This window comes from Mesorhizobium sp. M00.F.Ca.ET.216.01.1.1 (assembly GCF_004010325.2).
Classification (GTDB): Bacteria; Pseudomonadota; Alphaproteobacteria; order Rhizobiales; family Rhizobiaceae; genus Mesorhizobium.
Map to the genome: position 1 here is coordinate 195,642 of NZ_SADR02000011.1, position 22,955 is coordinate 218,596.

At 63.2% G+C, this 22,955-nt stretch carries 21 protein-coding genes, 1 tRNA gene and 1 pseudogene; 17 read left to right on the forward strand and 6 right to left on the reverse strand.

Annotation, left to right across the window (positions count from 1 at the left end; translation table 11 throughout):
• Positions 1–22: 22 nt before the first annotated feature.
• Positions 23–490 carry an Hsp20 family protein gene (locus EN859_RS16570; RefSeq protein WP_127853962.1) on the reverse strand — a complete coding sequence of 156 codons (468 nt, stop codon included), beginning with the start codon at positions 488–490 and terminating at the stop codon, positions 23–25.
• A gap of 577 nt (positions 491–1,067) precedes the next feature.
• Here EN859_RS16570 and EN859_RS16575 point away from each other — a divergent pair.
• The gene (locus EN859_RS16575) at positions 1,068–2,024 is read left to right on the forward strand and encodes an alpha/beta hydrolase (protein WP_127853963.1); all 957 of its coding nucleotides are present in this window, start codon (positions 1,068–1,070) and stop codon (positions 2,022–2,024) included.
• 109 nt (positions 2,025–2,133) lie between these two features.
• Positions 2,134–2,577 carry a hypothetical protein gene (locus EN859_RS16580; protein ID WP_127853964.1) on the forward strand — a complete coding sequence of 148 codons (444 nt, stop codon included), beginning with the start codon at positions 2,134–2,136 and terminating at the stop codon, positions 2,575–2,577.
• Positions 2,578–2,652: 75 nt separating this feature from the next.
• Here EN859_RS16580 and hisN read toward each other — a convergent pair whose 3' ends face one another.
• Positions 2,653–3,426 (reverse strand): histidinol-phosphatase, encoded by a 774-nt coding sequence (hisN, locus tag EN859_RS16585; RefSeq protein ID WP_127853965.1) that lies wholly within the window; start codon positions 3,424–3,426, stop codon positions 2,653–2,655.
• A 342-nt stretch (positions 3,427–3,768) separates the two neighbouring features.
• Positions 3,769–4,710 carry an N-formylglutamate amidohydrolase gene (locus EN859_RS16590; RefSeq protein WP_127853966.1) on the reverse strand — a complete coding sequence of 314 codons (942 nt, stop codon included), beginning with the start codon at positions 4,708–4,710 and terminating at the stop codon, positions 3,769–3,771.
• A 163-nt stretch (positions 4,711–4,873) separates the two neighbouring features.
• Here EN859_RS16590 and EN859_RS16595 point away from each other — a divergent pair, with 163 nt between their 5' ends.
• Together EN859_RS16595 and EN859_RS16600 are read left to right on the forward strand one after the other, a co-directional pair.
• Positions 4,874–5,236, forward strand: a complete 363-nt coding sequence (locus EN859_RS16595; protein WP_006199474.1) for a response regulator — start codon at positions 4,874–4,876, stop codon at positions 5,234–5,236.
• A 114-nt stretch (positions 5,237–5,350) separates the two neighbouring features.
• Positions 5,351–5,425: transfer RNA gene (locus tag EN859_RS16600), tRNA-Val, on the forward strand.
• Positions 5,426–5,626: 201 nt separating this feature from the next.
• Here the strand turns inward: EN859_RS16600 and EN859_RS16605 are convergent.
• Positions 5,627–6,043 (reverse strand): annotated as a pseudogene (locus EN859_RS16605) (DUF993 family protein); the annotation flags it as partial.
• 193 nt (positions 6,044–6,236) lie between these two features.
• Between EN859_RS16605 and EN859_RS16610 the strand changes: the two are divergent.
• From EN859_RS16610 to EN859_RS16670, 13 genes are all read left to right on the forward strand, one after another.
• On the forward strand, positions 6,237–7,280 hold the full coding sequence (locus tag EN859_RS16610; protein ID WP_127853967.1) for a LacI family DNA-binding transcriptional regulator: 1,044 nt from the start codon (positions 6,237–6,239) through the stop codon (positions 7,278–7,280).
• Positions 7,277–8,293 (forward strand): Gfo/Idh/MocA family oxidoreductase, encoded by a 1,017-nt coding sequence (locus EN859_RS16615; RefSeq protein ID WP_127853968.1) that lies wholly within the window; start codon positions 7,277–7,279, stop codon positions 8,291–8,293. The genes EN859_RS16610 and EN859_RS16615 overlap by 4 nt, the downstream gene beginning before the upstream one ends.
• A complete protein-coding gene (locus tag EN859_RS16620; protein WP_127853969.1) occupies positions 8,290–9,891 on the forward strand; it encodes an acyl CoA:acetate/3-ketoacid CoA transferase in 1,602 nt (533 codons plus the stop codon). The genes EN859_RS16615 and EN859_RS16620 overlap by 4 nt, the downstream gene beginning before the upstream one ends.
• Entirely contained in the window at positions 9,884–10,660 is a 777-nt protein-coding gene (locus tag EN859_RS16625) for an enoyl-CoA hydratase/isomerase family protein (RefSeq protein ID WP_127853970.1), read from the forward strand. The genes EN859_RS16620 and EN859_RS16625 overlap by 8 nt, the downstream gene beginning before the upstream one ends.
• Positions 10,661–10,684: 24 nt before the next feature.
• A complete protein-coding gene (locus tag EN859_RS16630) occupies positions 10,685–12,196 on the forward strand; it encodes an aldehyde dehydrogenase family protein (protein ID WP_127853971.1) in 1,512 nt (503 codons plus the stop codon).
• Between the two features lie 59 nt (positions 12,197–12,255).
• On the forward strand, positions 12,256–13,509 hold the full coding sequence (locus EN859_RS16635) for an ABC transporter substrate-binding protein (protein WP_127853972.1): 1,254 nt from the start codon (positions 12,256–12,258) through the stop codon (positions 13,507–13,509).
• Positions 13,510–13,684: 175 nt separating this feature from the next.
• Entirely contained in the window at positions 13,685–14,641 is a 957-nt protein-coding gene (locus EN859_RS16640) for a sugar ABC transporter permease (protein WP_127853973.1), read from the forward strand.
• Positions 14,638–15,582, forward strand: coding sequence for a carbohydrate ABC transporter permease (locus tag EN859_RS16645; RefSeq protein WP_127853974.1), 945 nt, complete (start codon positions 14,638–14,640; stop codon positions 15,580–15,582). Before EN859_RS16640 ends, EN859_RS16645 begins: the two co-directional genes overlap by 4 nt.
• 24 nt (positions 15,583–15,606) lie before the next feature.
• Entirely contained in the window at positions 15,607–16,722 is a 1,116-nt protein-coding gene (locus EN859_RS16650; protein WP_127853975.1) for an ABC transporter ATP-binding protein, read from the forward strand.
• Between the two features lie 3 nt (positions 16,723–16,725).
• Entirely contained in the window at positions 16,726–18,243 is a 1,518-nt protein-coding gene (locus EN859_RS16655) for a GMC family oxidoreductase (protein ID WP_127853976.1), read from the forward strand.
• Complete coding sequence (locus tag EN859_RS16660) at positions 18,240–19,001, forward strand: 3-ketoacyl-ACP reductase (protein ID WP_127853977.1); 762 nt, start codon at positions 18,240–18,242, stop codon at positions 18,999–19,001. The genes EN859_RS16655 and EN859_RS16660 overlap by 4 nt, the downstream gene beginning before the upstream one ends.
• Positions 19,002–19,013: 12 nt before the next feature.
• Positions 19,014–20,654: a GMC family oxidoreductase N-terminal domain-containing protein gene (locus EN859_RS16665; protein WP_127853978.1), complete on the forward strand. Its 1,641-nt coding sequence runs from the start codon at positions 19,014–19,016 to the stop codon at positions 20,652–20,654.
• A gap of 16 nt (positions 20,655–20,670) precedes the next feature.
• The gene (locus EN859_RS16670) at positions 20,671–20,985 is read left to right on the forward strand and encodes a Dabb family protein (protein ID WP_127853979.1); all 315 of its coding nucleotides are present in this window, start codon (positions 20,671–20,673) and stop codon (positions 20,983–20,985) included.
• Between the two features lies 1 nt (position 20,986).
• Here the strand turns inward: EN859_RS16670 and EN859_RS16675 are convergent, their stop codons facing one another.
• Positions 20,987–21,832, reverse strand: coding sequence for an EamA family transporter (locus EN859_RS16675; RefSeq protein WP_127853980.1), 846 nt, complete (start codon positions 21,830–21,832; stop codon positions 20,987–20,989).
• A 7-nt stretch (positions 21,833–21,839) separates the two neighbouring features.
• Entirely contained in the window at positions 21,840–22,754 is a 915-nt protein-coding gene (locus EN859_RS16680) for an endonuclease/exonuclease/phosphatase family protein (protein WP_127853981.1), read from the reverse strand.
• Between the last annotated feature and the right edge of the window lie 201 nt (positions 22,755–22,955).

A 22,955-nucleotide genomic window follows, 5' to 3' on the forward strand; every position in this document is an offset into this window, starting at 1 on the left:
TTTGCCTTGGGAGGCTATGGCATTAGTTGGCGGTCTTGGCCTCGATCTGCTTGGCCTTGGCCGAAGACGCGGTGATCGCTATCTTGCGGGGCTTCAGCTCTTCGGGAATGTTGCGCTTGAGGTCGACGAAGAGCAGGCCGTTCTTCAGCGTGGCGCCGACGACATCGACGTGATCGGCAAGCTGGAAGCGGCGCTCAAAGGCCCTGCTGGCAATGCCGCGATAAAGCAGTTCCGAGCCCTCGCCATCGCCCTCTTCCTTACGCTCACCCTTGACGGTCAGCACGTTGCGGTGAGCCTCGATCGAGATTTCGTCTTCCGAGAAGCCGGCGACAGCCATCGAGATGCGATAAGCGTCCTCGCCCGTGCGCTCGATGTTGTAGGGCGGATAGGTCTGCGCGCTCTCGGGCTGGGCAAGCGAATCAAGCATGGTGAACAGCCGGTCGAAACCGACGGTCGAACGATAAAGCGGGGAAAAATCAACGTGACGCATGGTGTGTTCTCCTGTTGAGCAACATGATTGCGTTTGGCCGGTGCGAAACCCTTGACGGCGTTCCGGATGGGCCAGCGGCCCCGACATTGGCGGCCGCATCAGACATTTGGGGAGCAAGCGAAGGCATTTCAAGATTTTGCGTGTTAGCGAAAATTCGGCCGGTTGATCGTCGATGAACGGCAGATGAACCGTGGCTTCGGCAGACGTTCAGCTAGGCGGCGCTAGGGTATTCCCGGATCAAGCAACAGCGGCGGTTACAGCGCCGCGCGTCCTCTCGGACGCGTAAAGGACGCTGTATTACTTTGATTGCACATGATCCTTTCCGAAAATCGATTGCGATTTTCGGGGTCATGCGTGAGGCGCCGCGACGAGGCCGACCGGGTGTAACGTCCCTTCCTCCCGGATCGACAGAGGCCGGAAGCGCGCCGCAGGCTGCTTCCGGCCTTGCTCGTTGCTCTCACATGGCCGGGGCCTTCGCATCCGCCCGGAATTCCTTTGCTTTTCGCGCATTGGCGTCTATCAACCTAGCCGAGCTTGCACCCCAATGCAGGCAACGACACACCAAACGCAGCGCCGAATGACGGACCTCTTCCACGAAATTCCAGGCAATCCGCTACCGGAAAACGCGGCCGGCGGCTTCTTTGTCACCCGTGACGGCAAGAAGATCCGCTATGGCCTGTTTCCCGCGGTGGCACGCCCGATGAAGGGCACCGTTGTCGTCCTCACCGGCCGCAACGAGTGCATCGAAAAATATTTCGAGACCATTCGCAACCTTGCAGATCGTGGCCTTGGCGTTGCCACTTTCGACTGGCGTGGCCAAGGGGGTTCCGACCGGCTAATCCGCGACCGCCAGCGCGGCTATGTCCGCAGCTTCTTCGATTACACCAGCGATCTGGAACAGTTCTTCGAGGAGATTGTGCTGCCCGACTGCCGCGGGCCGTACTATATCCTTGCCCATTCGGCCGGCGCTGTGGTGACGCTGCTTGCCGCGCCGTCGATGGTCAACCGGGTGCGGCGCATGGTGCTGATCGCGCCATTCCTGACCCTGCCCGACCTGCCGGTGTCGATAACAACCGTTCGCCGCGTCTGCTCACTGTTTTGTTTCCTGGGCCTTGGCCGGCTTTATGCCGCCTGGGGCCCACGACCGAAGGAGACGGTGCCGTTTGCCTCCAACAAGGTGACATCAGACCCGGAGCGGTATCGGCGCAACACCAAGATCTATGAGGCCTATCCGCAGCTGGCGCTCGGCGGCCCGACGATCCGCTGGTTGAAAGCGGCCGCGGAAGCGTCCGAAGCGATCAGCGATCCGGACTTCATGGCCAGGGTCCAGGTTCCCTTGCTGGTGATCGCCGCCGGCGCCGACCAGGTCGTCTCGACCAAGGCGGTGGAAGCTTATGCCAGACGGCTGCGCGTTGGCTCGCTCCTGATGATCGACGGCGCGCATCACGAGATCCTTCAGGAGAAGGATCTCTACCGCGAGCAGCTTCTCGCGGCCTTCGATGCGTTCATTCCAGGAACCGGCGACGCTGTTTGACCGCTCCGCCTGCAGCACCCCGGCGCAGTTTGACGCCTTATTCCCGTTTCGGTGTCGCGCGCTAGTTGCTGGCTAAAGAGGTCAGACGCCGGTCGACAAGGATCGGGAGATGAACGCATCGAACACGCTATCACGTCAGGGGCATCGCCTATTGCAGATTGGTGTCGCCCTGCTGCTGTTTTCGTCACTCGAAGGGTTCGCAATCCCGTATCTCGCCGCACCGCGGCTCGGACTGTCCGCGCACACGCTCAGCGCCCTGGAGGGCGTTCTCCTGCTGGCACTTGGTCTCACGTGGTCCAGACTCAATCTCGGCGCAGCGATGTCGCGGGTTGCGTTCTGGCTCCTGATCTATTCCGCTTTGGCCATCCTGGCTGCCTACCTGATCGCCAGTGCCTTGGGGGCCGGCAACGAGACAATGCCGTTGGCAGCCGGAGCTTTCCACGGGAGCGCCTTTCAGGAAGCCGTGATCAAAGGCGTCGCGTATTCGTCCGCGCCGACCGGCCTCATCTCCTTCGTGCTCATTCTGCGAGGCCTGCGTCTCGCGAACGCTTAGAGCAATTCCAGGAAAAGTGCGTAACGGTTTTCCATCCACAATTGCGCAAAACAGACGCTTAGGCGCACCGGATGCTCAGCCGCGCAGCGCAGCCATCGCGGCGGCATGCAGTTCCGGTGTCGCCGCTGCCAGGATGTCGCCACCTTTTTCTGCCGGCCCACCTTCGAAGGTGGTGACGACGCCTCCGGCCTTCTCGATGATTGGGATCAGTGCCACGATGTCGTACGGTTTCAGTCCCGGATCGGCGACGATATCGACGCTTCCCGCCGCGACCATGGCGAAGGCATAGCAGTCGGTTCCATAGCGGGCGAGTTGGACCTGCAGCTCGAACTCGTCGTAGCGCCTGCGCGCTTCTCCTTTGAACAACGCCGGCGTGGTGGTGAACAGGGTCGCCTTGGCTAGGTCAGTCGTCTTGCGCGTCGCCAGTCTTCGCGGCCCGCCCGGACCCTCGTAATGAGAGCCGGACGCATTGGCGTAGAAAAGCTCGCCGGTGAAGGGTTGCGACATCATGCCGGCGACAGCGTCGCCGTCGACGGTCAATCCGACCAGCGTTCCCCAAACCGGCAGGCCCGAAATGAAAGCCCGCGTGCCGTCGATCGGATCGATCACCCAGACATGCCGGCTCGAGATGTTCTCGCTGCCATGCTCCTCGCCGAGAATGCCGTGATCGGGATACTCCGCTCCAATCAGCGCCCGAATGACTCGCTCTGCCTCACGATCGGCCTCGGTGACCGGGTCGAAGCTGCCGGCCTCCTTGTTGGTCACAGCGCCCTGGCTGCGGAAGCGTGGCAAGGTCTCGGCGGCAGCGGCATGCGCAATGCGCCGCATGAAGTCGATGCTGACGTCCAACTGATTCTCCCGCGTTGCAGCACGCTGTTGTTTGCCGCTGATTTCCCGCCGAAACAAGGCGTGGAAACGCTCAAAGCAGCCGCAACTGTTGCCAGAATGTCACGCAAGCGTCATCGAAATGCAATTTCCACATCATAGTGAATTAAAAAAGGCTGAAGTCCGCTTGACATTTGTGCAGCGCACAATACCTTTGTTCTCGGACAGGTTTTCCTGTTCATGCCCTCCTTGGGCGTTTCCTCCCTAGACTTCGACCGTGTCGTGCAAACGATGCGGTCTTTTTTTACGCTGCCGCGTATCCGATGCATGCTCCCGGGGGTCGAGGGACATACGACGGCGACAGCATCATTCGGCGGCAAGCGGCAGATCGATAAAATGGTGATCGGGCATCGCCATAAGGTCGGCCGAGAATCGCGCCAGATCGTCGGCGAGCGCGTCGAAGCCGGCGGATTTCTGAAATGTCCGCTCATTCATGTAAAGCCCACGATTGACCTCGATTTGCAGCGCGTGGAGATGGCGCGCCGGCCGGCCATAATGTTCGGTGATGAAGCCTCCGGCATAGGGTTTGTTGTGGGCGACAGTATAGCCCATGCCGATGAGCAGACCGATCGCCTTCTCGGTCAGCGCCGCCGAGGCGGAAATGCCGAAACGGTCGCCGACGATGAAATCCGGCCTCAACCCGTTGTCGCCGACCCTTATGCTCGCCGGCATCGAGTGGCAATCTATCAGCACAGCAAAACCGAACCTCGCATGGGTTCTGGTCAACAGCCGCTTCAGCGTCTCGTGGTAGGGTTTGTAGACGGCCTCGATGCGCGCGACGGCCTCCGCCAGAGGCAAGCGGCCGGCATAGATGTCCAGCCCCTCCCCCACCAGCTTGGGCACGGTGCCAAGCCCACCCGCAACCCGCGCCGAACGGATGTTGCAGAAGGACGGCACCGGTTCGGCGAACATACGTGGGTCAAGTTCCCAGGGTTCGCGGTTGACGTCGAGATAGGCACGCGGAAAATTCGCTGCCAGCATCGGCGCGCCGAGCGCGACGGCGCCGCCAAATAATTCTTCGACGTAGCAATCCTCGGACCGGCGGATGGCGTTTCGGTCCAGCCGAGCCATGGCAAGGAAGCGGTCGGGATAATAGCGGCCGCTGTGCGGTGAGTTGAAGAGGAAGGGAACGCGCTGCTCGGCGCCCAATCGGATTTCGAAGGGTGGAACGATCGAAAAATCCTCGGCTGCCGTCTTCAATTTGAACGAACCCGGAAACACCAGTGCATCATGATTGGAAACTGCCATCTCGCTGGCCGCATGTCCAGCATTTCAGCGCCCCTGACGGCATTGCGAAATCAGGATTATGCTCCCATCGTTCACTTGATGTTTACCCTCACATCCTCATATACAGGATGGTTAATGGGCTTGCCCACGGCAGCGTCGGGGCGGGTGATTCGGACGGGATATGATGGCACGCATTCTGCTGGCGGAAGACGATGACGATATGCGCCGGTTCCTCGTCAAGGCACTGGAGCGTGCCGGCTACCAGGTCAGCGATTTCGACAATGGCGCCAGCGCCTACGAGCGGTTGCGCGAGGAGCCCTTCTCGCTGCTCCTGACCGACATCGTCATGCCGGAGATGGACGGCATAGAGCTTGCCCGCCGCGCCACGGAGATCGATCCCGACCTCAAGGTCATGTTCATCACCGGCTTTGCCGCCGTTGCGCTCAATCCGGATTCCAAGGCGCCGAAAGACGCCAAGGTGCTGTCGAAGCCATTCCACCTGCGCGACCTCGTCAACGAGGTCGAAAAGATGCTGCAGGCGGCCTGAAGCGTTTCTGACGGCATCCTGGCGCGCCCTCAGCGCGCGACAAGACGAGCCTTTCTTTCCCTTTTCGGGCTATTGACGCGCTGGATCAAAAATGGTGTATGCGCGGCTTCGGATGGGCGTGTAGCTCAGCGGGAGAGCACTGCATTGACATTGCAGGGGTCACAGGTTCAATCCCTGTCACGCCCACCATCCTAACAATCCGGTCTGCATTTGTATCGCAGGCTCTGCGTGCATGCCGCCGCAGACCTGGCAATCGCACGTTCGATAACTCCGTCCGTGGAGTTGCTGGTTTGGTCCTCGACATTATTGCCGGCTCAAACGCCCGCTACGGCGCAGAGGCTTTTCATCCTGATGACGCTAGGTCCGGGTCAAGCAGACCGGCCTGATTGGCAAGAAACCAACCTGTTCCTCGTAGGCCGCGATGACATCGCCGAGTGTGTTGACGGCGCTCGACGCCAGATGCCGGCACCCGAAGCGAGATCGGCGCCCGCCACGGTTCACGCCTCGGCGATCGAGCGGCGGATCAATTCTCTGGCGTTTGCCCAGTCGAAACCCATGCGGCGCTGTGAAGTGTCCATTGCCTCGGCGATGCGGAAGCCGAGCCGCCACAGATGATGGCGGAACGCCATCGTGCGCTCCCAGTCGATCACCGGCCTCGACCCCGGTCATCACTAGGGGATCGGCAACGACATGGGCAGCGGCATAGGCGATGCGCGAAAACCGTGCGCCGACTACCGGCTGCACCGGCTGGCCGACAAGCCGGTAACGGGTGCTGCGACCGCCCTCCTCGGGCAAGGTGATGTCCATGACGCTCTCCCTTCCCCGCCTATCAGATGGAACGTTCCAATAAGTCAAGAGTCTGACTCTAACTCATCGAACGAGCCAAGCGTCATTTTTGACACAGAATATCGACTTCGGCCTCAGAAAAATCCAGATTGACTCACGTCTGCGACAGGGATTAGAACGTTCCAATAAATTCGAACAGGGAGGATGCATCTGGATGGCCAGCCGGGCCAAGGCGACGATACTCGACATCGCCCGCGAGGCGGGCGTGTCCAAGTCAACGGTGTCGCTCGTGCTGCAGGGCAGCGGGCTGATCCGGCCTGAAACCGCGGTCAAGGTTCGCAAGGCGATCGAGGATGTCGGCTATGTCTACAACCGCGGCGCCGCCAACCTCCGCAAGGCCCATTCCAATGTCATCGGCATGGTCATCAACGATCTCACCAATCCGTTTTTCGCCGAACTGGCAGTCGGCATGGAGCGCGTCTTCCAGTCGGCGGGCATTGTGCCGTTCATCGCCAACACGGCGGAGAACCCGGTGCGTCAGGAAGAAGTTCTGAAATCGCTGATGGAACAAGGCGTCGCCGGGCTGATCGTCTCGCCGGCACGCGGCACGGCGCCGGGCGCCTTCCGCCGTCTGGAGACAGCGGGCGTTCCGGTCGTCTTCGCCATGCGCCGCCTTCCCGAAAGCCGCATCCCGGTGATTGCGCCCGACAATCATCGCGGCGCCTATCTCGCCACCGCCCATCTGATCGGCAAGGGGCATCGCCGGCTGGCCTTCTTCGGTGGCTCCTCCGACCTGGTGGTCTATCACGAACGGCTGGGCGGTTTTCGCGAAGCCTGCGAGGTGCTCGGTATCACCGCCCGCGACACACTCGTTTTCGAAGGCGAAACCAGTCGCAAGGGTGGCATTGCCTGCCTGGATACGGCGCTGGCCATGGCTGAGCCGCCGACTGCAGCCCTTTGCTTCAATGACGCGGTCGCCTTTGGTGTCTTGCTGGCGCTGCGCAAGCGCGGACTTGAGCCCGGAACGGACTTCGCCGTCGTCGGCTTCGACGACGTGGTCGAGGCCGAGCATTACATGCCGGCGCTGACCAGCGTCGCGGTGGATTCGGCAGGCCTTGGCGAGCGTGCCGCCCACGTCATGCTGAAGATGATCCAGTCGCGCACCACCCGGGCCGAGGACCATATCGGCGCGGTCAATCTCGTCGTCCGGGAAAGCTGCGGCCCAGATCGTCGTGCGGGATTGGGAGACGCGGCATGACCGTCAGATGGGGACTGATCGGCGCCAGCACGATCGCAAGACAATTCATGATCAGCGCCATCCGCGCTCAGGCCGATGGCGAGATCGCCGCGGTGATGAGCTCCAGCCCGGAGCGCGCTGCCGCCTACGCCGGAGAAAACAGCATTCCGCTTGCTGTCTCGACCCTCGACGGCTTGCTCAGTTCCGGCATCGACGCCGTTTACATCTCGACCACCAACGAATTGCATTTCGAACAGGCTCTTGCCGCCATCAGGGCGGGGAAACATGTTCTGTGCGAAAAGCCGCTGGCGCTGACCAGCGCCGACGCGCGCGAGATGGTTGCCGCAGCCAAAGCGGCCGGAATGGTACTCGGCACCAATCACCACCTGCGCAATGCCGGCTCGCATCGCGCCATGCGCGAAGCCATTGCCGCCGGCCGCATCGGCAAGCCGATCGCGGCGCGCGTGTTCCACTCCGTCTATTTGCCTGAAAACCTGCAGGGCTGGCGCATCACCAAGCCGGAAGCCGGCGGTGGTGTCGTGCTCGACATCACCGTCCACGATGCAGACACGCTGCGCTTCGTCCTCAGCGATGATCCGGTCGAGATTTCGGCGTTCACGCAGTCCGCCGGTATGGCCGCCGGCGGGCTGGAAGACGGCGCCATGTGCATCTGGCGCTTCAGGTCGGGCGTAGTCGCCCAATCGCATGAGGGCTTCACGACGAAATTTGCCGGCACCGGCTTCGAGGTGCATGGCAGTGAAGGCTCGCTGATTGCGAAAGATGTCATGACCCAGAGGCCGATTGGCTCCGTGCTGCTGCGCGCCGCCGAAGGCGAGGAGGAACTGAGCTTCGATCGCGAAGATCTTTATGCCCGTTCCCTGCGCCAGTTCCATGCGGCGATCCGTGGCGAAGGCCAGCCATCGGCCACTGGCGAAGACGGTGTTTGGTCGCTGACGTCAGCCGAAGCGGCATTGCAATCCGCGAAGTCCGGCAAATCAGTCGCAATCGATCCAAAACTCGGGAGCGCAACGTGACCAAGCTCCTCTCCGCAGCGCAGGCCGCAAGCCTGATCAAGGACGGGGTGGTCGTTTCCGTGTCGTCGTCGAGTGGTCTTGGCTGCCCGGACGCGGTGCTTGCCGCCATCGGCGAACGCTTCGACGCGGAAAGCCATCCCAAGAACATCACGACGCTGCATCCGATCGCCGCCGGCGACATGTACGGCATCAAGGGCATCGACCATCTGGCCAAGCCCGGTCTTCTGAAGCGCACGCTGTGCGGCTCCTATCCCTCCGGCCCGTCATCTTCCGAGCCACCGCAGATCTGGAAGATGATCGGCGACAATTCAGTCGCCGCTTATAACGTGCCGTCCGGCATCCTGTTCGACATGCATCGCGAGGCCGCCGCCAAGCGCCCCGGCGTGCTGACCAAGGTCGGCCTCGACACCTTTGCCGATCCACGCCATCAGGGCTGCGCCATGAACGAGGCCGCCAGCGAGCCGATCGTTTCGGTGCAGCAGTTCGACGGCCAGGAGTGGCTCTATTTCCGTTCGATCGTGCCTGAAGTCTCAATCATCCGCGCCACGACCGCCGACGAGCGCGGCAACCTCACCTATGAGCATGAGGGCGCGTATCTGGGCGGACTGGAACAGGCGCTGGCCGCCCGCAACAATGGCGGCATCGTCATCGCGCAGGTCAAGCGCGTGGTCGAGAACGGCACGCTGAAGCCGCATGACGTGCGCGTGCCCGGCGTGCTGGTCGACCATATCGTTGTCGCGCCCGACCAGTTGCAGACGACGCTGACGCCCTACGACCCGGCGATCTCAGGCGAGATCTTCCGGCCGCTGTCGAGCTTCCGCAACGCCGAGATGAACGTCCAGAAGGTGATCGCTCGCCGCGTCGCCATGGAGTTGCGCGACGGCATGGCCGTCAACATCGGTTTCGGCATCTCGGCCAACGTGCCCCGCATCCTTCTCGAGGAAGGCCAGCACGGCAAGGTTACCTGGGTGATCGAACAGGGAGCGGTCGGCGGCGTGCCGCTGCTCGACTTCAAGTTCGGCTGCTCGTCGAATGCCGACGCCTTCATGCCCTCGCCGCACCAGTTCATCTACTTTCAGGCGGGCGGCTTCGATGCCTCGCTGCTGTCCTTCCTGCAGATCGATCGCCACGGCTCGGTCAATGTGTCGAAGCTTTCGGCAAGGCCGCATGTCACCGCCGGAGCCGGCGGCTTCGTCGATATCACCGCGCGGGCGAAGAAGATCGTCTTTTCGGGATTCTTCAATGCCGGCGCCAAGCTTTCACTCGCCGATGGCGGCATACGCATCGACCAGGAAGGCAAGGTCAAGAAGTTGGTCGGCGAGGTCGAGCACATCTCCTTTTCGGGCAAGCGCGCCGTCACGCAGGGGCAGGACATCACCTACATCACCGAGCGCTGCGTGATGAAGCTGACGCCCGCAGGGCTGATGGTGACGGAACTCGCGCCGGGCATCGACCTTCAGCGCGATGTGCTGGCGCAGGCCGAGATCCCGCTCGGGTTCGCCAACGATTTGAAGGTGACGCCGGACGCACTCTACCGGGACCGGCCGATCGGGCTGTCGCTCAATGGCACCGCCTCGCTTGGAGGCGCTCATGTCTGAACGTCTTGTCACCTTTGAAGCTGACGGCGCCATCGGCATCGTCACGCTGCACCGGCCGGAGAAATTCAACGCGCTCGATATCCCGATGCTGCGGGCGCTGGATGCCGCGCTCGACGAGGCGGAGGTCTCCGATGGCGTGCGCGTCGTGCTGGTCCGCGGCGAAGGCAAGGGCTTTTGCTCCGGCGGCGATGTCGAAGCATGGTCCCAAATGAGCGCTGCCGATTTCCAGCTGCAATGGGTACGCTATGGCCATCGCGTCTTCGACCGGCTGGCGCGGCTGCGGCAACCGACAATCGCCGTGCTGTCCGGCCATGCGCTGGGCGGCGGGCTGGAGCTGGCTGCGGCCTGCGACTTCCGGGTAGCGGAAACGCATGTCAAGCTCGGCTTCCCGGAAACTTCGATCGGCGTGGTCCCCGGTTGGTCGGGCACACAGCGCGCCGTGCGTCGCTTCGGTGCACAGGCGGTGCGCCGCATGGCGCTCGGCGGCGAGATGTTCCTGGCGGCCGAGGCGCTGGCTTTGAGCATCGTCGACCGGGTTGTCGAGACAGGCAAGGCACATGCCGAAGCCAGGGCCTGGGCAGGCAAGATCGCCGAGCGCGGCCCGCTGGCAACCGAAGCCGCCAAGCTGATGATCGCAATTGCCGAAGGCGAGGAAAGCGCCGCTGCGACAGAGGCGCTGGCCAGCGGCTTCATCGCGCTGACCGGCGACCTCAAGGCCGGCGTCGACGCTTTCAAGACCAAGCAGAAACCAGCCTTTTCAAGATCCTAGAATGCGAGCGGAACCTGGACTCACATGAACTTGCCCCTCAAGATCGCCATGCCCGCCGAGGCAGCCGCTGCACCGAAAACCTACCGGCTGCTGATCGACGGCAAGTTCGTCGACGCCCGCGACGGTCGCACGTTGGAGCGCAAGAGCCCCGGCCATGGCTTCACCGTTTCGCGCTATGCGCAAGCCGGCGCGCAGGAAGTCGAGGCGGCGGTGACCGCCGCGCACAAGGCATTTGGGACCGGTCCGTGGCCTCGTATGAAGGCAGCAGAGCGAGCCGCCATCCTGCTCAAGGCCGCCGACCTGATCGAGGCACGGCTCGAGGAGATCGCCCGGCTCGATGCGCTGGAATCCGGCAAGCCGATCGCCCAGGCGCGCGGCGAGGTCGGCGGCGCCGGCGACATCTGGCGCTATGCGGCAGCACTCGCCCGCACGCTCCACGGCGAAACCTATGCCAACCTCGGCGACGCCATGCTGGGCGTGGTGCTGCGCGAACCGATCGGCGTCGTCTCGATCATCACGCCATGGAATTTCCCGTTCCTGATCGTCAGCCAGAAACTACCTTTTGCGCTCGCCGCAGGCTGCACGGCGGTGGTCAAGCCGAGCGAGATGACCTCAGCCTCGACTTTCGTGCTCGGCGAGATCCTGATGCAGGCCGGCTTGCCGAATGGCGTGGTCAACATCCTCGCCGGCCTGGGCAGCGATGTCGGCGCAGCGATGGTGAGCCATCCGCTGGTCGAGATGGTGTCGTTCACCGGCTCCACCCGCGTTGGCAGGATGACCATGGCCGCGGCCGCGCAATCGCTGAAGAAAGTCTCGATGGAGCTCGGCGGCAAGAACGGCCAGATCGTCTTTCCCGACGCCGATCTCGAAGCCGCCGCCGACGCCGCGGTCTTCGGCGGTTTCTTCAACGCCGGCGAATGCTGCAATGCCGGCAGCCGGCTGATCGTCCACCAGGCGATCGCCGACGATTTCCTCACAATGGTAAAGGCGCTCACCGCCAAGGTGACCGTCGGCGACCCGCTCGATATCAGCACCAAGGTCGGTGCAATGATCTCCGCCGATCATTTGGTCAAGGTAGCCGGCTATGTAACTGCTGCGGCGAGCGATGGAAGCAGCGTCTATAGTGGCGGCAAACAACTCGCCTCGAATGCCGGCCAGTATCTTGACCCGACCATCATTCGCGACGTGACCGAGGACATGGCCATTGCGCGGGAGGAAGTGTTCGGCCCGGTGCTCTCGGTGCTGACCTTTGAATCGATTGAAAAGGCGTTGCGCATCGCCAACAACACGCCCTATGGTTTATCGGCAGGCGTTTGGAGCGCTAGCATCGACACCTGCATGTCGGTGGCGCGGAGTGTGCGCTCGGGAACCGTTTGGGTGAACACGTTCATGGAAGGTTATCCCGAACTGCCTTTCGGAGGCTACAAGCAGTCCGGCCTGGGACGCGAACTCGGCAAGCGCGCCGTCGAGGATTATACCGAGGAAAAGACTATCCAGTTTCATCGCGGCCAACGCACCGGATGGTGGGTCGGCTGAGTTGGGAAGAACCCGGTGGGCATCCACCGGTCGTGTGACTGCAACAAGGGAGGAAGTACATGTTGCGCAAACTTCTTATCGGAACGGCTCTCGCGTCGGGCTTTGCTTTCGCGGCCCATGCCGCGGACGTCAAGGAAGTCCAGATGCTGCATTGGTGGACGTCGGGCGGCGAAGCTGCTGCGCTGAACGTCCTCAAGGAAGACCTCGCCAAGGAAGGCTATGCCTGGAAGGACGTGCCGGTAGCCGGCGGCGGCGGCGACGCCGCGATGACCGCGTTGAAGGCGATGGTCGCGGCGGGCAACTACCCGACCGCCTCGCAGATGCTCGGCTATACCGTGCTCGACTATGCCGCGGCCGGCGTAATGGGCGACCTGACCGAGACGGCACTGAAGGAAGGCTGGGACAAGTCCGTTCCGGCCGCGCTGCAGAAGTTCTCGGTCTATGACGGCAAGTGGGTCGCGGCTCCGGTCAACGTCCACTCGGTCAACTGGCTGTGGATCAACAAGGCGGTGATGGACAAGATCGGCGGCACCGAGCCGAAGACCTTCGACGATTTCGTCGCGCTGCTCGACAAGGCCAAGACAGCTGGCGTCATACCGCTCGCGCTTGGAGGCCAGAACTGGCAGGAAGCCACCATGTTCGACTCGGTCGTGCTGTCGACCGGCGGGCCTGAGTTCTACAAGAAGGCCTTCAACGACCTCGACGAGGAGCAGCTCAAGTCCGACACGATGAAGAAGTCGTTCGACAACCTCGCCAAGCTCGTCACCTATGTCGATCCGAACTTCTCGGGCCGCGACTGGAACCTCGCCACCGCGATGGTCATCAAGGGCGATGCCCTGGTGCAGGTCATGGGTGACTGGGCCAAGGGCGAGTTCAACGCCGCCAAGAAGACCCCGGGCACCGACTTCCTGTGCTACCGCTTCCCGGGCACCGACGGCAGCGTGATCTACAACTCCGACATGTTCGGCATGTTCAACGTTCCGGACGACCGCAAGGCCGCCCAGGTCGCCTTGGCCACCGCCACCCTGTCGAAGAGCTTCCAGTCGGCCTTCAACGTCGTCAAGGGTTCGGTTCCGGCCCGCACCGATGTGCCGGACACCGACTTCGACGCCTGCGGCAAGAAAGGCATGGCCGACCTGAAGGCCGCCAATGAAGGCGGCACGCTGTTTGGCTCGCTCGCGCAAGGCTATGGGGCGCCTCCGGCGGTCGCCAACGCCTATAAGGACGTCGTCTCGAAATTCGTCCACGGCCAGATCAAGACCTCGGACGAGGCCGTGACCGAGTTGGTCAAGGCGATCGAGGACGCCAAGTAGGACCCACGCATGGAGAACCTTCCCCACTCCGGCGGGGAAGGTTCCACCAAGCCAGGATGGTCGGCCTCGCGTCGGAATTGCCAATGCCCTGGCGCCGGCGATCAACCAACACGCCCCGTCTGGACGGGGCTATCCTTCCCGCCTGGCGGTGAAGGGACCCGAAAGGGAGGAGCCCATGACTACGGTCGCGACCCAGATCAAGCTGACGCCGGAGCATAATGCGCGCCCGGGCGCCTCGGTGCGCTCGCACCTGCAGGACGCCTTGCCGAAGATCGTGCTGGCGCCAAGTTTTGCGATCACCATCGTCTTCGTCTACGGCTTCATCCTGTGGACGATCTATCTGTCGTTCACCAACTCCAAGACCTTCCCGTCCTATGCCATCACCGGGCCGCGCGCCTATCAGCGGCTGTGGCGCTGGACCTTCGAGAGCGATCCGCCATCGAGCTGGTACACCTCGATCACTAACATGGGCATTTTCGGCTTTCTCTACATCTTCATCTGCCTGGCGCTCGGCCTCTTCCTGGCCATCCTGCTCGACCAGAAGATCCGCGGCGAAGGCGTGCTCAGGCCGATCTATCTCTACCCAATGGCGCTTTCCTTCATCGTTACCGGCGTCGCCTGGAAGTGGTTCCTCGATCCCGGCCTCGGCCTCGAGCAGACGCTGCACCAATGGGGCTGGACGAGCTTCCATTTCGACTGGATCAAGAACAAGGACTTCGTCATCTACACGGTGGTCATTGCCGGCGTCTGGCAAGCCTCCGGCTTCATCATGGCGATGTTTTTAGCCGGCCTGCGCGGCATCGACGGCGAGATCATGAAGGCGGCGCAGATCGACGGTGCCACCACCTTTCAGCTCTACCGCCGCATCGTCATCCCGCTGCTACGGCCGATCTTTCTCTCGGCCTTCATCGTGCTCGCGCACCTTGCCATCAAGTCCTACGATCTGGTCGTCGCGCTGACCAGCGGCGGGCCGGGCGGTTCTGCCTGGCTGCCGTCGAACTTCATGTACGAGTTCACCTTCAAGCGTAATGAAATGGCTGTCGGCTCGGCCAGCGCTGTGATCATGCTGATGACCATCACCGCGATCATTGTGCCCTATCTCTACTCCGAGCTCCGGGAGAGGCCGCGATGAGCGCCGTAGCCACACCCGCCCGCCAGGTCACCGGCGGCATCAGTGCCAGGACCGTCAATCGCATCGTCATCTACGGGCTGCTGGCGCTGTTTGCGCTGTTCTACCTGATGCCGTTGTTCGTCATGCTGGTGACCTCGTTCAAGACCATGGACGAGATCCAGAACGGCAATATGCTGGCGCTGCCGCAGGCGCCGACCTTCGAGCCATGGATCAAGGCGTGGAGCGAAGTTTGCTCGGGCCTGACCTGTGTCGGCATGAAGGGCTATTTCTGGAACTCGATCAAGATGGTGGTTCCGGCGGTCATCATCTCGACCCTGCTCGGCGCGCTCAACGGCTATGTGCTGACGAAGTGGCGCTTTCGCGGGGCGACGCTGGTGTTCGCGCTGATGCTGTTTGCCTGCTTCATCCCGTTCCAGTCGGTCCTCTTGCCGATGGCAACGATCCTCGGCAGATTCGGCCGGTTCGGTGCGACGCTGCAGAACGCGACTGGGTTCTCGTTCGGCCTCGGCAATTCGACCGTCAACCTCGTCTTCGTCCACGTCGTTTACGGCCTCGGCTTCACCACACTGTTCTTCCGTAACTATTACGAGGCATTCCCGACCGAACTGATCAAGGCGGCACAGGTCGACGGCGCCAGCTTCTTCCAGATATTCCGGCGCATCATGCTGCCCAACTCGCTGCCGATCATCGTGGTGACGGTGATTTACCAGTTCACCAACATCTGGAACGACTTCCTGTTCGCCTCCGCCTATGCCGGCTCCGGCGACGTGATGCCGATGACGGTGGCGCTGAACAACGTCGTCAACACTTCGACCGGCGTCATCGAATACAACGTCAACATGGCGGCGGCGATGATCGCCGCCCTGCCCACCCTTCTCGTCTACGTGGTCGCCGGCCGCTACTTCGTGCGCGGCTTGATGGCGGGCGCCGTCAAGGGATGACCTCTTTTTGTCTAAGGATTGACCATGGCTTTTCTGGAAATTGACGGGCTGAAGAAGCGTTTCGGATCGGTCGAGATCCTGAAGGGCATCGACGTCGATCTCGAAAAGGGCGGTTTCCTGGTGCTGGTCGGCCCGTCCGGCTGCGGCAAGTCCACGCTGCTCAACACGATCGCCGGTCTGGAAACCATCACCGAAGGCGAGATCCGCGTCGACGGGCGGACGATCAACGATCTCCACCCCTCCAAGCGCGACATTGCCATGGTGTTCCAGAGCTACGCGCTCTATCCGAACATGACGGTCGCCGGAAACATCTCCTTCGGCATGGAGATGCGCGGCGTGCCGGCCGTCGAGCGCCAAAAGGCGATCGACAAGGTGGCAAAGGTCCTGCAGATCGGCCACCTCTTGCAGCGCAAGCCGAGCCAGCTTTCCGGCGGCCAGCGCCAGCGCGTCGCCATGGGCCGGGCGCTGGTGCGCGACCCCAAACTGTTCCTGTTCGACGAGCCGCTATCCAACCTCGACGCCAAGCTGCGCGTCGACATGCGCATCGAGATCAAGCGCCTGCACGCGACCACCGGCACCACAATCGTCTACGTCACCCACGACCAGATCGAGGCAATGACGCTGGCGACCAAGATCGCGGTGATGCGCGACGGCGAGGTGCAGCAATTCGGCACGCCGGCCGAAATCTACAACAACCCAACCAATCTGTTCGTCGCCGACTTCATGGGCTCGCCAGCCATGAACCTGGTGCCGGCGACGATCGGCGGCAACGGCAATGCGCTCTCGGTGGTGCTGCAGCGCGACGCGCGCGAACCGATCTCGTTGCCGCTGGCCGATGCGCCCGCCGGCTTGTCGGCGTTCCAGGGTAAGCCGGTCATCTTCGGCGTTCGCCCGGAAGCATTGACCGATCCGGAAGGGGCCGAGCGCAACGCATCAAACATCGCCACTGCCGATTGCCATATCGAGGTGATCGAGCCGGCAGGATCCGACACCTTCGCAGTCACCAATCTCGGCGGCAAGGCCGTGGTGGCACGGCTGCGCGCCGACGCCAACATCCAGCCAGGCACGGTCACGCCGCTCGCCTTCAACCTGACCAAGGCGGTGTTCTTCGATCCGGCGACCGAGAACCGCATCGTCTAGACCATGGCAAATCCAGACATCGTCATCATCGGCTCCGGCATCGGCGGCGCCACGATCGCCTCCGGCCTTGCCGGCAGTGGTGCGAATATCCTGATGCTGGAGCGCGGCGAGCTGCTGCCGGCAACACCGCATACGCGCGACACGCGCGCCATCTTCGTCAACGGCCATTACCGGCCAAAGGAGATGTGGCGCGAGGCCGGCGGTGCGGCATTCAACCCCGGCAACTACTACTATGTGGGCGGCAACTCGAAATTCTATGGCGCGGTACTGATCCGCTACCGCAAGGAAGACTTTTCCGCCATGGAGCACTATGGCGGCGTCTCGCCGGCCTGGCCGTTTTCATATGAAGAGTTCGAGCCCTGGTACTCGAAGGCCGAACAGCTTTTCCGCGTGCGCGGCGCGCTGGGTGAAGACCCGACGGAGCCGTTCCATTCGATCCCTTACGCCTTCGCCCCTGTGCCCGACGAAGCACCCATTGCCCGCGCTCGCGCCGAGCTCAAAGGCCTCGGCCTGCATCCGGCGTCGCTGCCGCTTGGCGTCGACATCGAGGCCTGGCTGAAAGATGGCAGCACGCCCTGGGATGCTTTCCCCAACACCGGCGCCGGCAAGGTCGATGCGCAATCGGGTCCGCTGGCGGCAGCACTTGCCGACCAGAATATCCGATTGGAGACCGGCGCCCATGTCGAATATCTCGAAGCCGCGAGCGACGGTAAAAGCATTGCCGCCGTCCACTACCGCCAAGACGGGGTGCTGAAGAAGGTTGCGCCGAAGCTGGTCATCCTTTCCGCCGGCGCAGTCAACTCAGCCGTCATCCTGCTGCGTTCGCCCTCCCCCAACAATGGCAAGGGAGGAGGCAAGGGCCTCGCCAACCGTTCCGACCAGGTCGGCCGCAATTTCATGAACCACAATTCGAGCGCCATGCTGGCGATCGACCCACGCCGCCGAAACACGTCCGTCTACCAGAAGACGCTGATGCTCAACGACTATTATCTGTCCGACGGCGAGGGCGGCAAGCCGCTCGGCAACGTCCAGCTTCTGGGCAAGATCGACGGCAACATCCTGAGGGCCAATGTCAGGCTGGCGCCCAAATTCGCGCTGGATTTCATGGCCGGCCATGCTGTCGACTGGTATCTGATGTGCGAGGACCTGCCTGATCCCGAAAGCCGCATCATGGTCGACGGCAAGGACATCGTCATGCAGTGGCGGCGCTCCAACATGCAGTCGCTCGACGGGCTGACGAAGGCGATGCGCGAGAATTTCCGTGCCTGCGGCTATCCGATCGTGCTGTCGCGGCCCTTCGACAAGCGTACGCCGTCGCACCAGTGCGGCACGGTGAGGATGGGCACGGATCCGGCGACCGCGCCGCTGGATCCATTCTGCCGGTCCTTCGACCACCAGAACCTCTTTGTCGTCGACGGCGGCTTCCTGCCGAACTCGGCAGCGGTCAACCCGGCACTGTCGATCGCCGCGCAGGCGCTGCGCGTCGCCGACCACATCCGCAAGACGGAGCTCGCCCCATGACCCGCCCTGCGGCCATCGTCACCGGCGGCGCGCGCGGCATCGGCCTTGCCTGTGCCGAGGCGCTCGCCGATGCGGACTTCGACATCCTCATCGCAGATCTCGCCGACAAGGCCGCCGATGGGCTTGCCGCCAACATCACCGCACGCGGCGCGAAATTCGCCTATGTCAGCTGCGACATCGCCGATCTCGGCGGCCATGCCGCACTGGTCGATGCCGCGCTGAACGCTTTCGGCCGCATCGATTGCCTGGTCAACAATGCCGGCGTCGGCGCCGTCGTGCGCGGTGATCTTCTGGACCTGAAGCCGGAAAATTTCGACCGCACGCTCAACATCAATCTGCGCGGCACCGTGTTCCTCAGCCAGGCCGTCGCCAGGGCGATGCCGGCCATGCCGGGCGATCGTCCGAAATCGATCATCACCATCACCTCGGTCAGCGCCGAAATGGCCTCGCCGGAACGACCCGACTACTGCATCTCCAAGGCCGGGCTTTCGATGTGGGTGAAGAACCTGGCGCTCAGACTAGCCGCCGAGAATATCGGCGTGTTCGAGGTGCGGCCGGGCATCATCCGCACCGACATGACCGCTGGAGTGACGGCGAAGTACGACGCGCTGATTGACGCCGGGCTGGTGCCGGCAAAGCGCTGGGGCGAAGCCGCCGATATCGGCGCCGTGGTGGCCGCCCTTGCCGGCGGCAGGCTCGCCTTTTCGACCGGCTCGATCATCAATGTCGACGGCGCGCTCTCGGTGCCGCGGCTCTGAACGGATGAGACAATGACCGACTACATCATCGTTGGCGCCGGCCCGGCCGGTTGCGTTCTCGCCAACCGGCTGAGCGAAGACCCGTCGCATCAGGTGCTGTTGCTCGAGGCCGGCGGCAAGGACTGGCATCCGCTCATCCACATGCCGGCGGGTTTCGCCAAGATGACCAAGGGCATCGCCTCCTGGGGCTGGTCGACCGTTCCGCAAAAGCACATGAAGGACCGCGTCTTCTGGTACACGCAGGCCAAGGTGGTCGGCGGCGGCTCGTCCATCAACGCCCAAATCTATACGCGCGGCAATGCCCGCGACTACGACGCCTGGGAGAAGGAAGAAGGCCTTGCCGGCTGGAGCTACCGCGACGTGCTGCCCTATTTCAAGCGGGCCGAGAACAATCAGCGCTACGCCAACGATTTTCACGGCGACCAGGGCCCGCTCGGCGTCTCGAACCCGATCGCGCCGCTGCCGATCTGCGAGGCCTATTTCCGCGCCGGGCAGCAAATGGGCATCCCCTTCAACCCGGATTTCAACGGCGCGAGCCAGGAGGGCGTCGGCTTCTATCAACTCACCCAGAAGGACGCCAGGCGCTCCTCGGCTTCGGTCGCCTATTTGAAGCCGATCCGCGCGCGAAAAAACCTGACCGTCAGGACCGATGTGCTGGTGACGCGTGTCGTCATCGACAAGGGCCGCGCCGTCGGCGTCGAGATCGTCGACAGGCCGGGCGGCCAGCCGACAATCCTGCGCGCCGACCGCGAGGTGATCGTCTCGTCCGGCGCGATCGGCTCGCCGAAGCTGTTGATGCAGTCGGGCATCGGCCCGGCCGACCATCTGAAATCGGTCGGCGTGACGCCGTTGCATGACTTGCCCGGCGTCGGCTCCAACATGCAGGACCATCTCGACCTGTTCGTCATTGCCGAATGCACCGGCGACCACACCTATGACAACTACGCCAAGCTGCACCGGACAGTGTGGGCGGGCCTGCAATATTTGCTGCTGAAGAAGGGGCCGGTGGCCTCCAGCCTGTTCGAGACCGGCGGCTTCTGGTACGCCGACCCGACCGCAGCCTCGCCCGACATTCAGTTCCATCTCGGCCTCGGCTCCGGCATCGAGGCCGGTGTCGAGAAGCTCCGAAATCCGGGCGTGACGCTGAACTCGGCCTTCCTGCGGCCGCGCTCGCGCGGCACGGTGCGGCTGAACAGCGCCGACCCCGCCGACCACCCGCTGATAGACCCGAATTACTGGTCCGATCCCTACGATCGCGACATGTCGATCAAGGGGCTCAGGCTGGCGCGCGAGATCATGCGGCAGAAGGCGCTTCAGCCCTACGTGCTGCGCGAAGTGCTGCCGGGACCCGCTTTGCAGAGCGACGACGAGCTGTTCGACTATGCCTGCCGCAGTTCCAAGACCGACCATCACCCTGTCGGCACCTGCCGTATGGGTCACGATGGCATGGCGGTGGTGACGCCCGACCTCCGGCTGCGCGGCATCGAGGGCTTGCGCATCTGCGATGCCTCGGTGATGCCGCGCATCCCCTCTTCCAACACCAACGCGCCGACGATCATGGTCGGCGAAAAGGGTGCCGATCTGATCCTTTGCCGCGAGCCGCTGCCGCCGGCCGTGTTTTCCGGCAACCAGGCGACAGGAACAGCGGCGTGAACGGAAAGGCAGAAAAATGATCAGGCACTGTGTCTTCGCTCGATTCCGCGACAACGTCGCCGACGCCGAGCGGACGGCGATCCATGCTGATCTTGAAGCGCTGCGGTCGGTGATCGACGGCATGGGCAAGGTTGAATTCGGCGCCAATGTCAGCCCCGAACCGTTCGCCCGCGGCTTCACGCACGGCTTCACCATCGGCTTTCGCGACGCCGCTGCGCGTGACGCCTACCTGGTACATGAGGCTCATCAGCGGGCCGGCGCCCGCCTGGTCGCCGCGCTCGAAGGCGGCACCGATGGACTGATGGTCTTCGACCTCGGGATAGGCGCGTAGTCTATCCCAGCCGCAATGCCACAACACCGGCGACGATGCTGAGCGCGGCGGCACCTCGCCATCCCGTCATCTTCTCGCCGAGCGCGAACACCGAGATCATCATGGCAAACAGGATCGATGTTTCGCGCAGCGACGCCACCGAGGCGATCGGTGCCTTGGTCATCGCCCACATCACGATCCAGTAAGCGGCGCCGCTGAGCACGCCGGTGAACGCCCCCGCCTTCCAGTCGCGCGCCAGCAACGGCAGCGCCGGCAGCCCGCGGAAGATGAAGCACAGCACCAGCGCCCACAGCGCGTCGCAAACGAACAGCCATGCCGCATAGCTCGCCGCGGTAGCGGCCAACCGCGCGCCGCTGCCGTCGGACAGCGTGTAGCTGGCGATGAAGATCGATGTGCCCAATGCAAAGCCGACCGCACGCAGGTTGAGCTTCTCCAGATGCGCGCCGCCGCGAAACGACAGCACCAGAGTTCCGGCCGACAGCAGGACGATGCCGAGAATAGCCAGCGGCGTCGGAACTTCGGCAACGACCACCATGCCGCCAAGTGCTGCCAGCAGCGGCGCGGTGCCGCGCGCCAGCGGATAGGTCTGGGCGAAATCGCCAGCCTTGTAGGCGCCGATCAGGAACGTCCGGTAGCCCATGTGGAAGACCACAGAGGCGAGGATGTACGGCCATACCTCCGCTTTCGGGAACTCGACGAAGGGCAGCACCAGAAGGGCGGCGGTGCCCATGCCGAGCGTCATCAGCGTGATCGACAGGAAGCGGTCGAGATGGACCTTGACCAACGCGTTCCAGCTCGCGTGCATGGCGGCGGCGGCAAGCACCGCGAAGAACACAAACAAGGTCATTGCTGGCTCATCCGCCTCCGGGCGCTGCGGTGGTCGGCGTTTCCAAGTCGATGTCGACCCGCAGCGGAAAATGGTCCGAGGCGATTTCGCCGAGATCGGCACTGACCGAGCGCACGCGCCCGGCGAACATGCCGCCGACGAAGCAATGGTCGAGTCGGCGCTTTGTCAGCTTGCCGTCAATCACCTTCACATGGGTGTGGAAGTCCGCAGCCGGTTCGCTGGCGACGGCAGCGGCATCGACGAAACCGTCGAGATAGGCCGCGCCGCGATGATAGGGCGTGTCGCCGACGATGCGCCGGTATTCGGCGCTGCCCGGCTCCATGTTGAAATCGCCCAGCCAGATCGCCGCCAGCGGGTTTTCCGGCTCCGGCTCGCCATTGCTCCAGTTGCGCATGGGTTCATCGTCGACGCCGCTCCACGGACCGCCGTCGGACGGGGTCCGGCGATGCTCGGCCAGCAGATAGTCGATCTGCTCCAGCCGCTCCTGGGCGGCGATGTGGGCGAGATGCAGCGACAGCACCCGCACCGGACCGGCAGGGGTGCGGATCATGCATTCGAGCGCTGCGTTGCGGGTGTTGAGCGGACGCACTGTGCGGCGCAGCGGCAGCGTGTGCAGGCGTGACCAGACGATCGGCAGCTTCGACAGCACCATGGTGCCGAATTGCCGCCGCCGGTTGATGACACGGCCGTCGCGCTGTTCGCTGGCGTCCATGTCGAAGGCCGGGCCATAGACCCAGTGATAGCCGGGCAGCAGCCGGGACAGAATTTCCGGCTGGTCGTCCTCGTTGCTGCGCAGCCAGTGCCGTTCCACCTCCTGCAAGGCGATGATGTCGGCCCCGGCAACGACGCGCGCCGCCCGCGCGAGATCATAGCGGCCGTCGCTGCCAAAGCCGTACTGGATGTTGTAGCTGACCAGCTTCATTGATTACCCGGCTCAGTTCCGGTGATGGCAGTAGCGGTAGAACGACTGCCTTGCAATGGACCGGGAACGACGGCCAGGGCTTCGAACTCGGGTTAACGCGCTTTAGGGATTGCGGTTGATCTGATTCCATGGGGCTTCCATGATTCGGAGCCCTGTCATGACCATTGCCGCCCTCGAAGGATTTGAGAAGCCACGCCTGAA